Source organism: Daejeonella sp. (assembly GCF_030684675.1).
Taxonomy (GTDB): Bacteria; Bacteroidota; Bacteroidia; order Sphingobacteriales; family Sphingobacteriaceae; genus Daejeonella.
Map to the genome: position 1 here is coordinate 1 of NZ_JAUXXZ010000044.1, position 14,017 is coordinate 14,017.

Annotated in this window: 8 protein-coding genes; 3 read left to right on the plus strand and 5 right to left on the minus strand. The window is 38.4% G+C overall.

Going from position 1 to position 14,017, the window contains the following annotated elements; genetic code table 11:
* Positions 1–361: 361 nt before the first annotated feature.
* Both Q8M41_RS09480 and Q8M41_RS09485 read left to right on the plus strand, forming a co-directional pair.
* Positions 362–1,078, plus strand: coding sequence for a DUF1796 family putative cysteine peptidase (locus Q8M41_RS09480; RefSeq protein WP_305365022.1), 717 nt, complete (start codon positions 362–364; stop codon positions 1,076–1,078).
* 503 nt (positions 1,079–1,581) lie between these two features.
* Positions 1,582–3,219 (plus strand): S8 family peptidase, encoded by a 1,638-nt coding sequence (locus Q8M41_RS09485; RefSeq protein ID WP_305365023.1) that lies wholly within the window; start codon positions 1,582–1,584, stop codon positions 3,217–3,219.
* Between the two features lie 79 nt (positions 3,220–3,298).
* Here Q8M41_RS09485 and Q8M41_RS09490 read toward each other — a convergent pair whose 3' ends face one another.
* Both Q8M41_RS09490 and Q8M41_RS09495 read right to left on the minus strand, forming a co-directional pair.
* A complete protein-coding gene (locus Q8M41_RS09490) occupies positions 3,299–7,072 on the minus strand; it encodes a BamA/TamA family outer membrane protein (RefSeq protein WP_305365024.1) in 3,774 nt (1,257 codons plus the stop codon).
* Positions 7,062–7,967: an SdiA-regulated domain-containing protein gene (locus Q8M41_RS09495; RefSeq protein ID WP_305365025.1), complete on the minus strand. Its 906-nt coding sequence runs from the start codon at positions 7,965–7,967 to the stop codon at positions 7,062–7,064. The genes Q8M41_RS09490 and Q8M41_RS09495 overlap by 11 nt, the downstream gene beginning before the upstream one ends.
* Positions 7,968–8,172: 205 nt before the next feature.
* On the opposite strand from Q8M41_RS09495, the gene Q8M41_RS09500 reads away from it, so the two are divergent.
* Complete coding sequence (locus Q8M41_RS09500) at positions 8,173–9,357, plus strand: Pycsar system effector family protein (RefSeq protein ID WP_305365026.1); 1,185 nt, start codon at positions 8,173–8,175, stop codon at positions 9,355–9,357.
* Here Q8M41_RS09500 and Q8M41_RS09505 read toward each other — a convergent pair.
* The 3 genes from Q8M41_RS09505 to ppsA form a co-directional block, all read right to left on the minus strand.
* The gene (locus tag Q8M41_RS09505; RefSeq protein ID WP_305365027.1) at positions 9,338–10,003 is read right to left on the minus strand and encodes a DUF2652 domain-containing protein; all 666 of its coding nucleotides are present in this window, start codon (positions 10,001–10,003) and stop codon (positions 9,338–9,340) included. The genes Q8M41_RS09500 and Q8M41_RS09505 overlap by 20 nt on opposite strands.
* 408 nt (positions 10,004–10,411) lie before the next feature.
* Positions 10,412–11,044 carry an outer membrane beta-barrel protein gene (locus Q8M41_RS09510; protein ID WP_305365028.1) on the minus strand — a complete coding sequence of 211 codons (633 nt, stop codon included), beginning with the start codon at positions 11,042–11,044 and terminating at the stop codon, positions 10,412–10,414.
* 378 nt (positions 11,045–11,422) lie between these two features.
* Positions 11,423–13,897, minus strand: coding sequence for a phosphoenolpyruvate synthase (ppsA, locus tag Q8M41_RS09515; protein ID WP_305365029.1), 2,475 nt, complete (start codon positions 13,895–13,897; stop codon positions 11,423–11,425).
* Positions 13,898–14,017: the final 120 nt, after the last annotated feature.

The window sequence follows — 14,017 nt, forward strand, 5'->3', positions numbered from 1 at the left end:
AGCGGCAGCTTTGCCGCTATGGAAATAGAATCTAACCACTAGTTTTCTGCGGCAAACTAAAGCGCCCGCCCGGCTGAAGCCATTCGGACGGGAAGAGCCCGGCTAGCGGGACCGATAGTACAAGGAACCTGCTTTTCAAAAAAACCTGATTACTCTTATTGACCATATATAACACCCCTTATTTAGTATTAGCCTGGTCCTTACCCATAGGCTAGTCATAATTCACTGGAAAATCAATTTATTGAGCTCGCAAAGAGGCAGAATCCCAGAAAACTGAATGTCATCCTGATGCAAATCAGGAAACAATTTATTAGGTTTGATAAATAAATTGAATCTTGCCAATTCCAATTAATTACAATTCATGTTTCTATCCTATTTGTTTCATGGAATATCTAACATCTTTCATAGAAGAAGAACAAATAGAATATACCTTTCATTTGGTGAAAACTGTTTAACGGATAATATTTTAAGCAGGTACGGACTTAAGTCGTTCACAACACCATTTTCGCATTGCAGATCTAATATTGAGTATATTTTGGATCTGGAAAGAAACAATTATAAAAATTTTGTAAGCGTCGAATTTCTCAAATACGGAGACTTAAACGGAAAACCTGTCCCCCGACTTAAAACTGATTTAATCCTTAAAAATAGTTATCATCATTTACATGAAAATGGTATTGAATTCCCAAGTCAGGATGTTATTAAAAATCAGAAGTATTGGCAAAAGGTGGTTGAGCGGGCAATCAAATTAAAGACCTTTTTAGGTAAACGAAAGTACATCCTTCTATATCACCATAGAGTTTGTGAAGACAGTGATCTTGAATTACTTTTAATGCATTTGTCTGAATTGAAAAAGTATTATTCAACTGAAGAATATGAATGTCAGGTTGTTCTGTTTAAACAAATTATAGTTAGCAAAGAATCAGAGAAAAAGCTGATCTACCAAAAAGATAAGGATATCCATATTTTTGATTTTCATAGTCATTATACCTGGACTGGACGTGATCAAAGAAAGTATTGGGCATTTATAGATGATTCCCTGATTAGCAAAATGTTGAAAGCAGTAAAAACTATATAATTTAATTCAGTCCTTAACTTCTCAAAGTCTCCAAAATATTGCCCAAATCTTTTGTTATTTTGATTTTCTTATCTGTGCTCCATAAATAGCAGCAATTTCTTTGCAAATTCAAACGGGATCGCAGCGGCAGCTTTGCCGCGATGTAAATATGATCTTAACGTAAATTTCTGCGGCAAACTACAGCGTAGAGCCCGGCTAGCGGGACCTATAAGACACAGTGCCTGCTTTTCAAAATAGCCTGATTAAAGTTTTAGTGCTTTATTTTCAATTATTTCTCCTCTTGGACTGAATATTAAGATTTCTCCTATGAGAAATCCGGAGAACTATTATTTATTTGTATTTCATCAACCTCAGGTGTACTTTTTACGTACTTTATAGAGATAATCTTTCGAATACTTCTTTCCAGAAGATTTTTTGTATTATTTTAGCTTGATTAGCCTTATCATAACATTAGGCACAATATTTCGTTATCTTGAACATAGAATTTTAATTTATAGGGAAAAATGAATTCATTAAATAAAATATTATATACACTTGCGGTACTCGCATTGCCCCTTATATCATTTGCTCAAAGTGCGGAGGATGAATCTCCTGTCGCAAACTGGCAAAATCTCGACTTAAAATCTGACGGTGTTTTTGGTATCAGTACAGAGAGAGCTTATACCGAAATTCTGAAAGGTAAAAGATCATCTCCAATTATTGTGGCAGTTATTGATGGTGGAATTGATACTGAACACGAAGATCTCAAAAAGGTATTGTGGACTAACCAGAAAGAAATTCCGGACAATGGTATTGACGACGATAAAAATGGCTATATCGATGATATACACGGTTGGAATTTTATAGGTTCTCCTAAAGCCAACATCCATTATGATAATATGGAAGTTATCCGTCTCATCAATAAACTGCAGCCGAAATATGCCTCTGCTTTGAATTCTACCCCTTTTACTGAAGCAGAAAGAAAGGAATTTCAGACCTATAAAAAATTGGTGACTGATTACATGGCAAAACTGCAATCTGCTCAAATCGGACTTCAGAATACAACGATGATCAAGAAATATCTGGATGAAATCCTGGCCAAGATGGGTAAGGATAATCCTACTGCAGATGATTTTGGAGATTATAAGACTGCAAATGATGTAGAATCACAAGTGATTAAGTTCATTAAGCCTGAATTGAAGAAACGTAATTTCAAAAAATTCTACGATGAGCTTAAAGATGGTATTAAGTATTATGACACTCAGGTAAAATACCACCTGAATGTTGATTATGACCCAAGAAAGGATTCAGTTGGCGATGATTATGCCAATAGCAATGAGCGCTATTATGGAAATAATAATGTCAAAGGACCGGATGCTGAACATGGTACTCATGTTGCCGGTATAGTTGGGGCAATACGTAATAATGATTTAGGTATTAAGGGAGTTGCTGATAATGTGAAAATTATGGCTATCCGTACAGTTCCTGATGGTGATGAACGTGATAAGGATGTTGCTAATTCTATCCGCTATGCGGTTGACAATGGAGCGAAGATTCTCAATATGAGCTTCGGAAAGGCTTATGCCTGGGATAAGAAAGTAGTTGATGATGCTGTCAGGCACGCGATCTCCAAAGGTGTTCTTCTTGTACATGCAGCCGGAAATGATGGTAAGAATACTGAAAAGGAAGATAATTTCCCTAATCGTTTGTTCAGCGACAGTACCGGGGTTACAATGGGTACTGCTCAGGGCTGGATTGAGGTTGGGGCCTCGGGATGGAAGAATGATGAAGAGCTTGTTGCCTCTTTTTCTAATTATGGTGGTAAAACAGTTGATGTATTTGCTCCGGGTGTCAAAATCAATTCTACTATGCCTGGTTCAACTTATAAAGAGAATGATGGTACCAGTATGGCCGCACCGGTTGTTTCAGGTCTTGCTGCAATGATCTGGTCACACTACCCCCACTTTACTGCGGTGCAGATAAAGGATATCATAATGAATTCTGTTGTAAAAGTAGATCAGAAAGTTAAAATTAAAGAAGAAGGAGATAGCAAAAAAGTATTGCTGAGTGAGATTTCTGTATCGGGTGGAATTGTAAACGCTTATAGTGCATTGCAACTAGCCGAGAAGACTAACTCTACTGCAAGGCTAAAGTCAAAATAGAATATCAGAATATATTAGCCCATTAATAAAAAATGCACTATGAAAATGGTGCATTTTTTATGGTCTTGTCTTAATTAGTTTAGAATGACAGCCCGGTTTTAAGAGTAAGGTAATGTCCTTCCTTTGAGAAACCATATCCGCTTGATACCAAAATCTTGTTATAGAAGTTAAGCCAAACTCCCGGGCCATATCCTTTGTGCCATGTGCTGCCATCAGGAAGATCGGAATATACCCTGCCTGAGTCGAAAAATCCGAACAGTCCCATATCTCCCGTAAAAACATAGTTTCTGAAATGGGCAACTTTAAACCGTACTTCGGTGTTTTGATAAAGATATGACCTCCCTGAAAAACGATTATTCCGGAAGCCTCTTAAATTTGTATTACTGCCTAATGAATTCGCCTGGAAGAATTTATAATCTCCGATATTTGCAGATGCCCCGATTCTTATTGCTGCAGTCACCGGAAAATTAAAATTGGGTGTAGCATAAAATGACAGATCGGTTTTTAATTGTATGTAACGGTTCTTAGTGTTTTCAAATTCATTGAAAAAATTGATTTCGTTTTTCCAGCGAACACCAGAAGTAGGAAACAATTTATCGTTTACAAAGTCGATGTTAGCATAGCTACGAATTGTGCCATACCGGGAAGGCCTTTCAATGTCTAACCTGTCGGGAAAAGAGAGCGTGCTGACATACCGGTCGGCGGGCTTTTCAACCCTGAAGAATTCATAGCCGGGACCAATCCCCACTTTGAATGCATTTGTAAACCGGTATTGAAGAAATGCTGAAATGCTTAGGTTTTTAGTTCGAACCCTGTAGTAATCGATATTGTCATCAATATTTACTGTAGAATTGCCCTCACCATAATAATTGGAAGTATATTTTGGGGCATTTAAATGAGCCTTTAAAACCACATCCATGTCTCTTATAAACAATGAATAAAAATTTGCATCATAACGCAGGGAATAGGCTCTTGTCTTAGGTGCGTAATTTCCGGTCAGGCTCTGGTCATAGCTGTATGGAAATTTTCTGAACCCATAATGTTTCATTCCATATCCTCCCCCAAGGAAAAGTCCATCTTCAGCATTATAATCCAAAGAGGGCTTTATTCCGCTTTTATCATAGTAAAAAGTGTTTTCTTTGTACTCATTTACATAATTTTCGTCAGACAGGCGTAGTGCGGTGTTTGGACCTGTTTTTATTGTGTTGTCTTCAGTCTTCAGATCATAGAAAAATGTTCTGCCACCGATTGAATTATCAATGAATGCATCATTTTTTTCTCCTCCAACCACACGTACCTTAATGCCTCCTTTTCCGGTGGATCCAATGATCAATATGCTATCACGTCCGTTTAAAGCAAATAGATTAAGTTCACTGGTTTCAGAATTTTCGAAAGTTCTGAAATATAATGGACGGCTCACATGATCATTTGAATCAATCTTATGAATAGTAAGTCTGGTTGTTGTTTCAAAACGTTCGATCTTAAAGAACTCTTTTTTATCTGAGCCAATCACAGTTACCTCCTTAGCAAGTACTTTATAGTATTCGTTCGCGACTGAAAGCAATTGCCCGCGTCTGGATTTAAGCTTGGCTATAATTTCTGCACCTGCTTCTTTAAATACTTCTGCAGGCATTTTTTTCACTGCTTTTTCAATAATTTCATCACTAAGATCAGTCTGTAACTGAATAGTAATTCTGTTCCAGTCCTCAAGAGATAATTCATTGAGCAGATTTCTGTCAAGATTTCTTGCCGCAATAGAAAGTTCAGCCGGATCACCAATTTTGCTTTCAAAGGATTGAATATCAGGTAATACCTTTGTAATCAGACCAGGAATCAGTCCGTCAAATTTGGTGAATGCCTGATCGCGGTCTCTTGGAATAGGGCGGTAAAGAACACCATTTTCTTTTTCGAATTCACCCCATCTCCACTGATCCTCGTGCCTGTCCCAATCGCCGATCAGAATGTCAAAAAGCCTTGATTTGAGGAACATAATCTGATCAATTTCATTATCGTTGTCTTTCCTCAGTTTTTCATACATTTTTGGGGTGCCCACAGCATTTTTTGCATTACCGAACGAATTGAAGTCAGAAAGGTCTTCATCAGGTCTTGCTTCAATAATCCCCAGTTTGCCTCCAACTTGCTGTATATAGGGACCAAGTAAGGTAGAGTAGGGCATATAAACCAATTCCGGGTTAGTATGATATATTCCAATCGCTTTTGCCATATCCGGTATCATTAAAGCTCCGTATGGATGAGCTGAAGAGATCTGATCCTGTATCAGATCTTCGGCAAATGTTTTTAGAAATCCTTCGGGCAACAATGCAGCAGGGTTTTTGGCTATAGTACGAAATTGATACACATTTTTGTCTGCACCCTGTAACTGAAGGCTTGTGGTTTGCTTGCCACCCCCAAGTTTAATAGGAGTTAAACCGCCCCCGAATGTCTTCAAATCAAGATATTTAACATTAATTGGGATTGCCCAGGTATCCCTGTAATGTTCTCCAAAGAGATATCTCTTAAACTTCCCGGCTTTAAAGGCATCGCCAGCTATAATTGTTTTGCTGCTGTCGGCATAGCTGATTATTTTTTCCTCTGCACTTTTTTCTTCCGCCTTTGCTGGTATGGCATATAGTGGGGTCCTGTAGGCTATTTTACCAGTAGATCCATCCCCAACAGGTTCCCAGAATTCGAGCCATGCCTGGCCATTATTATAATAATTTAACCTGGCAAAACCCTTCATTCCTCCTCCGCCATATGAAAATAATGCATTATTCCCCTTTGTCATTGACGATGATTTTGCCCCTGCACCGCTTATGATATGATTAATGTCCTTATACTTATTGAACTGTAAGGCATGTTCGTGTCCGCTCGCAATTACTATGTTATGCTCTTCTTCCAAAATAGATAAAAGTCCCCTTTTGAGTTGCTGATAATCTTTGTTTGACAGGTCCTGCCTTGATACCCCATACTGTCGCATGAGCGGATAGATAGCACCAATTATGGGCAATGGAATATAATAATTGTCTCTCACCAGTGTCAAAGGAAACAGATAGTCTTTCAGGGTATAATAACCGCCGTGCCGTCCATTACTAAACAAAGGATGATGCTGTGCCAGAATAATATTCTTTCCCTTGTTGCGCAAAATAATATCCTGAATCTGTTGTATTACTTCAAGGCGGCTTGAGGTGGTGCAGCCATTGTCGGGCGCTAGTGATTTATCATGCTTTGTGAGCCACCATTCGGAGTCGATTGCAATAACAACCAGATCATTATTCAACTGGATTTCAACCGGGCCCCCACAGCCATTGCTGGGCATCAATACATCACCAGAATTCAGATATTGTTCAATATACTCCTCCTGACGGTTTATTGCCGCAAGACCACCGATCCGGCTTTCGTTCCAGTCGTGGTTCCCAGGTACAAATATTTTGCGCCCCCTGAAATCTTTTACTACGTTCATCTGCTCTTTGATCCTGCGCTCTTTTTCCTCGCGGTCAGGGGCATCAGCTTCAGGCAATCCGGTCTCATAAATATTATCACCAAGAAAGATGACAACATCTTCCGGATGAGAATTATTTACTATTCCTGTATCTGAAACAAAATGGATCCGTGTGGTATCTTTATGAAATATCTGGGTTTGCAAAAGCTTTAATACGGGTTCCTGTCTGTCCTTTTCAGGAATACCACCATCCCCGATAAGGAAAACAGAATATTTTAGCTTTAAAGTGTCGGGACTGTTTGCAGTTTCCCAACCCAGCTGTGTTTTATCGTAAAAGGGCTTTAAGCTGGTACATGCATTCAGAAGGATTGTACTTGCCAGAAAAAGGATAGCAATTGGATATTTAGTTCTCATGTTGAAGCTCGATGATATTTCCGATTCCTGACTTTCCTCCTTCATTGGAAATGTAAAGCTTACCCATAGGTGAAAAAGCAATCCCTTCAGGTTGCTTATACTCAGGGCCGGAAAGTTGAATAAGCTTTTTAAGGACACCTTCAGGAGTTAAAACAAGTATAAGTCCGTTAATTACCGAAAGAATATATGTTTCTCCTGTTTTTTCATTTACTGTAAGTGCAGAAGAGCGAAAAACCTGGTTCATGTTGTGATTGCCCAGTGCTTTCAGGAATTTCTTTGAGCTTTCCTCAAGGGCATCTCCCTTAAACTGTGATTCTATTTCCGCGAGATGAATAGTATAAACCGGAGCAGATTGCAGGGTCATTGTTTTGAGATCAAAACCATAGATCTCTTTGGTTGTTTTGTCCTTATCCAGTCCGGCGTTCTTTGGTGCAATAAGCAAACGATGTTTATCAGAATCATAGGCTAGTCCTTCAATATCATTTTTTGCAGAAAATGGTGTCTTAAATGATTTGATAACCGGTTTTGAAGATTCAAAATCTTTGATCTGATGAATAAGTCCCTTGCTGGTAATCGTATATATGTCATTACCTGCTATTACGAGGTCTTCATAATCATCATTATCTGCAAAGGGTTGTTTTTTTATGATTTTGTTCTGGTTTATATTATAATAGAAAAGTATTCCTTCTTCATCCTGTATGGCTAACAATACAGAATCGTTCAGAAATGTAATCCCCGAAATTTCATTCAGATCTTTAGGCAGATCATGAACTGTACTTTCTTCCGGACTCATAACTTTTTTATTAGATTTTTCTCTATCCGCTATTTTATCCTTAATAGGATTATTACATGAAATAAGGGCTAATGCTAGTAAAAGAGTAAAAAGTCTGATCATTTTTAAAAAGTTAAGTATTGATTATTTGCTATAATCATACCAAACTGAGTAAGAAAAGATATTATTAACATATGATGGCATAGTTTTTTCTTATTGGTAATTATTTATTTGATTTTTTTTCAAGCCGGAATGAACTTAACACGATACAACAAAATCAGTATATGTCCATTAGGGTTGCATTGCCCGAAAAATTAAACTACAACACATGAAGAACAATACAGTTGTTAAAGACGCTGAGGAGTATGTTTTCAACCTGTTCAGGGATAAACTTCCAAGTGATTATGTTTATCATAATTTTAATCATACCAGCACTACCGTAAAGGCATGTAAAAAGCTGTCAAAGTCATATAATATGACAAGTCGTGATTATGAGGTACTCATGCTGGCGGCCTGGTTTCATGATACCGGATACATAAATACCTATCTGGGGCACGAAGAAGAAAGTGTGAAATTAATGAAGGCTTATCTGAGTGGAAACTATCCGGATGAAAGTATAAATGAGATAGAGGCCCTGATTTTATCTACCAAATTTCAGACTGTTCCTGACGGTTCTATGCAGGAAATTCTTCACGATGCTGATTATATTAGTTTGGGCAGTAAGAATTTTAACCTCCGTGCCGAACTGTTACAGATAGAGTGGGAGCGTATCCTCGATAAAACTTATACAGAAGACGAATGGGCCCAGATCCAGCTCAAATTTCTTATTGATACTAGTTTCAAAACGGAGGATGCTGTATTAAAATATAATGAGCAGAGATTAGAGAATATCATAGAGCAGCGTAATAAAATAGAAGAGAAACAATCCAGATTGCTCAAAGAGGCAGAAAAGGCACAAGCAAAGCCTGTAAAAGAAGGGCGAGGCATTGAAACCCTTTACCGTTCTGTGTATGATTATCATATTAATCTGACCTCAATAGCGGATAACAAGGCGAATATGATGATCAGTATTAATACGATCATTATGTCCATTGTGATCACTCTTTTTGGTACTGGATTTACTTTTTCAACACAGAGTGAGTTCAGTAGTGTAAGATTTGTTTTTCCAATGGCATTCCTGCTCTTAACCAGTTTGCTTACGGTGGTTTTTGCAATTTTGTCAGCCAGGCCCAATGTTACCAATAAAGAAAAATACGAACTAAGCAAAAAAGATAGCAGTATATTATTCTTTGGAAATTTTGCCCAGTTACAGCTGAAGGAATTCGTTGACCGTATTGAAGAGCTTAAGAAAGAGAAGGATGAACTATATAACAGCATGTCTGTGGACATATACTATCTGGGTAGTGTTCTGGTTAAGAAATACAGATACCTGAGCTGGTCTTATAACATATTCATGTTTGGAATGGTGATCTGTGCCGTAGGATTTGTAGTTATTATGATGTTTTCTTATTAGACATTAATTCTGTTGCAGATTTGACATCAGGTATAAAACTCATTTCGTCAAGTGTAATATAACGATATCCCACTTCGCCCATAAATTCATAAACTTCAATACCTGTGCGAAGTTTTTCCCAATTGAACCATTGTTCAAGATTTTGCCTGTCCTTTATTTTGGACAGGTATTTATCTGTTAAAAGGATATAGTTGTAATCTACAATGGTATTCTTAAGAAGTTTGTGGGCAATAATTACATCCGTTCCAAGCAATTTGATACGGCCTTTAATATTGGCAGTACTGATATAACCATAATGGATTATTATTTTCAGGCCCAACTGGCCATCTGCCAGGTATAAACTATAATTATCCGGATCAGATTGTTCTACTGAACTTATAAAATCTGAAAATGTCTGATAAATTACCTTGCATTGTTCTGCAACTTTACCTACAGAAGGCAATCTGCCGGTTTTATAGAAAAATACCGCATCCCCTTCTATTTCCCCAATCTTCATTTTCAGAATATTTGCATCAATAAGTTTGCGAAGTAATGCCGGGATAAGGTTTTTGGTGAAGCTTATATCAGCAGTAGCGATGAATTTTGTGAAACCTGTAATATCCGGCACACAAAAGAATGCTGGTTCAAGTCCGTTTTTGTCTTCCATATCAGATTTTTCTTGAAATAGTAGTACAATTTATATACCAATAAAATCAATTGTTTTTGCGAACAGCCAAATGTAGTAAGCACCTTGCATTTACCAAGTAATCGAATAATCTATATGATTATGCTTAATCTCATTTCAATGGGAATTTTGTTTAACAGTCAAATTGTTGCGATTAATCGAATATTGTCTTAATTATTAAACAGTATTGACAGATCAAAAAAGAGGAAGATAGCAAAAAGGTTTTGCTATCTTAGATTTCTGTTTCGGGAGGAATTGGGAATGCTTATTTAACTGGACTAAAAGACCCTTCCCAGGTGAGAGTTAAATCCAGATAAGCTCAAATTTATGGTCTATAAATGCAAATGGGCTTGTCTGATATAGACAAGCCCATTTGGTTTAAAGTTATTTTTAAAATAAGAACTTAAACCCGAATGAAAGCGGGGTTGTAAGTGAAGAACTGCTGCCGCCCAGAGCTGAATTGTAGGCTGATTCAACATTTGCAACATGTGCCAGTGAGAAATCGGTTGTTGTAGTCTTATCTCCTGTTTTAGGCTTCAGGGTTGTTACTGAAAGATTTGCCAGATTGTACGAGAATTCAACGCTGAAATGCTTGCCAAGTACCATGTCTAAGCCTCCCGATGCTGCCAGTCCGGTCTGATTAACTTTAAGGTCACTTTGTTTCTCCTTGCCACTAATTACCGGGAGTGCCAGCTGTCCAAAGAAGAACATACTTCCAGCCACATTCCAGTACTTTCTAACTAAAGGCTCAACTACCAATAAGCCTGTATTTGCATTTGTGACCGAACCTGATTTAGATTTAATATTAGAATATCCTACTGCAGCCCCTATCGCTACCGAGGGCGAAATAAAGTTCCCAAGGATTGGCAACACCATAAAGCTCGTGTTGAGGTCATTACCTTTCTTTGTTTCCTGGTAGCCAAACTGTGAAGTTGCAAACCATGTGCCCTGTAAACCTTTGTCTTGTGCGCTGGCTGAAAGTGTCATAACCGCCAGAATTGCCATTGTTATTATTTTTTTCATATCTATTTATTTTTCAATAGATGTATTGGCTACAGATGGACCCAACTATGATATGAAATATGCTATTTTATGATTTTTTGCAAAGTTTTTATTTTAATAATATTTAAATTTGCTTAGCGTTATTTGCGCCAAATCCAAGCCCAAAATATGCTTCCCGAGCTTTCAAAGGCAGAATTTTAAATATTCCGGTCATTTCTTCCTGTTTTATTTTTTGTTAAAAAATGTACCGAATTTGGTCGCGTAAATAGTTTCTTTTAGATGATGAACAAATGTCTTTAATATCAGCCCCTTTTTGCACTGATTTCCTGATATTTCATCACGCATTATGTAAGGTCAAGGTAAGGGGGTACCAATTGTCTGGAACCCCTTTAACGAAAATTAAACAACACTTAACCAACGATCTTTAATTTGAGGCAATTCCCTTTCTATGGAGAGTTTGGTTTCAATTTCATATATAGCCTGAACAGTCTTGAAAAAGGAGTCGGGTGTAACGGATATCGTATCAATCCCTTCTTCCACCAGGAATTTTGCAAAATCAGGAAAGTCGGATGGGCCTTGTCCGCAGATACCAACTTTGACACCCATTTTTTTTGCTGTCCGTATCAGTGAACTGATCATAGATTTTACCGCTTCATTCCGTTCATCATATAAATGGGCAACCAGGGAAGAATCCCTGTCGAGTCCGAGTACCAGTTGAGTAAGATCATTCGAGCCTATAGAAAAGCCATCGATATGGGCTGCAAATTGTTCTGCCAGAATAATGTTTGAAGGGAGTTCTGCCATAAGGTAGACTTCAAGGCCATTTTCTCCCCTTTTCAATCCGTATTCTTCCATCACTTCGTACACCCTTTCCAATTCCTTTGGTGTTCTGCAGAAGGGGATCATTACAATGATATTATCGAGACCCATTTCTTCCCGCACCTTTTTAATTGCCTTGCATTCAAGTCCGAATGCCTCTTTATATTCTGCCGAATAATACCTGGATGCTCCCCGCCATCCGATCATCGGATTTTCTTCCTGAGGTTCAAAATATTTACCTCCAAGGAGGTTCATGTATTCGTTACTTTTAAAATCAGAGAACCTAACAATCACCTTATTGGGATAAAATGCTGCACCGATACGGGCAATACCATAGGAGAGTTTATCAATAAAAAATGCTTCCTCACTCTTAAACCCCCGGATCATCGAATGGATTTTACTACTCAGTTCAGGATCATTCAATTGCCTGTGCCTCAATAGTGCCATTGGATGCACATTAATATAATTATTGATAATGAACTCTTCACGTGCAAGTCCAACTCCTTTGTTAGGGAAATGGGAGTAATGAAATGCTGTATCAGGTGAGGCAACATTGAGCATAAGTGGCGTAATTGTTTCCGGCAATTCCGATAAATCAAATTCTTGCTTTTCAAAGGGTATCAATCCCCCGTAAACGATGCCGGCATCCCCTTCGGCACATGAGGCCGTAATCAGCTGCCCATTCTGAAGAATAGCAGTTGCATTGCCGCAACCTACTATTGCCGGTACGCCCATTTCCCGGGCTACGATAGCGGCATGGCATGTCCTGCCTCCCTTATTCGTTATGATGGCCGCAGAATGTTTCATGATCGGTTCCCAGTCGGGATCGGTCATGTCGGCAACCAGGATATCTCCCTTACGGAAATCAGCCAGGTGAATTTCTCCAGCCTTCAGATCCTTAAGAATATGAACCTTTCCTCCTGCAATCTTATCGCCAACAGCTATTCCTTTCAGAATTACTTTTTCTTTGCGGTTCTTGTCTGAAATGCTGTATTCAGTAATCATTCCTGTTTTCTTACGGGAGTGTACAGTTTCGGGTCTGGCCTGTACGATAAATAACTCTCCGCTGATACCATCAATAGCCCATTCTATATCCATTGGACACCATGCTCCTTTTTTTGCTGAGTAATGATCTTCAATTAAAAGAATCCATTTCGAGAGTTGCAGAGCCATCTCGTCGCTTATGCAGAAGATTTCCTGTGCTGCGGCTTCTACTGTAATGGTTTTAACACGCTCCTCTTTGGTCTTGCCATAAACCATTTTCCTGTTTTTATTGCCCAGTTTTTTTTCAATCAGGGCATGGAATCCCTTTTTCAGCGCCGGCTTGAATACAATGAATTCATCAGGTGACACCGCTCCCTGTACAATTAATTCTCCAAGTCCGTAGGAGGCATTGATGATAATAGCCTCCCTGAACCCACTTTCGGTATCAAGAGAAAATGCAACACCTGAAGCCGCCAGATCGGAGCGTACCATTTTCTGGATACAAACAGACAGGCCAATCTGAAAATGATCGAAGTTCAGGTTTTCGCGATAACTCAAAGCCCGGTCGGTGAAGAGGGAAGCAAAGCAATTGCGGATCGCAACAAGTAATGACGCCTGACCACAAATATTGAGATAGGTTTCCTGCTGGCCGGCAAATGAAGCATCCGGCAGGTCTTCTGCTGTAGCAGAAGACCGTACAGCTACATCGACATTAAATTGCCCATGGTGATCAGAAAGTGCCTGATAAGCATGAGCAATTTGTTGAGATAATTCAGCAGGGAAGGAGCCATTTTCAATCAGAGTCCTGATTTTTTTCCCTGTCAGTCCGAGTGATTCTATATCATCCTCTTTCATTTCTGCAATAAGCTCCGGAATTATCTGATCGAGTTTATTGTAACTGATAAAATCCCGGTAAGCTTTAACAGTAATAATAAAGCCACCAGGAATGGCTATCCCCAATTTCGACAGGTTTTGGATCATTTCACCCAGAGAGGCGTTTTTGCCGCCAACAATTTCAAGGTCCTGCATTCCTACCTCGTTTAAATTGAGGATCAGACTAGTTGATTTCATACGATTATTGAATTATGTCAGCAAATCTATATTGAATCTTCCATCATACTTAGTGTATAATTATCAATTATTAATACTATCTTAACCAGATATTAGTAAAATTGATATTTAATATGTTAT

Bases quoted from the DNA above. Each gene is read 5' to 3' on its own strand.
- Q8M41_RS09480 (WP_305365022.1), top strand. From the start codon at position 362: ATGTTTCTATCCTATTTGTTTCATGGAATATCTAACATCTTTCATAGA.
- Q8M41_RS09500 (WP_305365026.1), top strand. From the start codon at position 8,173: ATGAAGAACAATACAGTTGTTAAAGACGCTGAGGAGTATGTTTTCAAC.
- ppsA (WP_305365029.1), bottom strand. From the start codon at position 13,897: ATGAAATCAACTAGTCTGATCCTCAATTTAAACGAGGTAGGAATGCAG.
- Q8M41_RS09495 (WP_305365025.1), bottom strand. From the start codon at position 7,967: ATGATCAGACTTTTTACTCTTTTACTAGCATTAGCCCTTATTTCATGT.
- Q8M41_RS09510 (WP_305365028.1), bottom strand. From the start codon at position 11,044: ATGAAAAAAATAATAACAATGGCAATTCTGGCGGTTATGACACTTTCA.
- Q8M41_RS09490 (WP_305365024.1), bottom strand. From the start codon at position 7,072: ATGAGAACTAAATATCCAATTGCTATCCTTTTTCTGGCAAGTACAATC.
- Q8M41_RS09485 (WP_305365023.1), top strand. From the start codon at position 1,582: ATGAATTCATTAAATAAAATATTATATACACTTGCGGTACTCGCATTG.
- Q8M41_RS09505 (WP_305365027.1), bottom strand. From the start codon at position 10,003: ATGGAAGACAAAAACGGACTTGAACCAGCATTCTTTTGTGTGCCGGAT.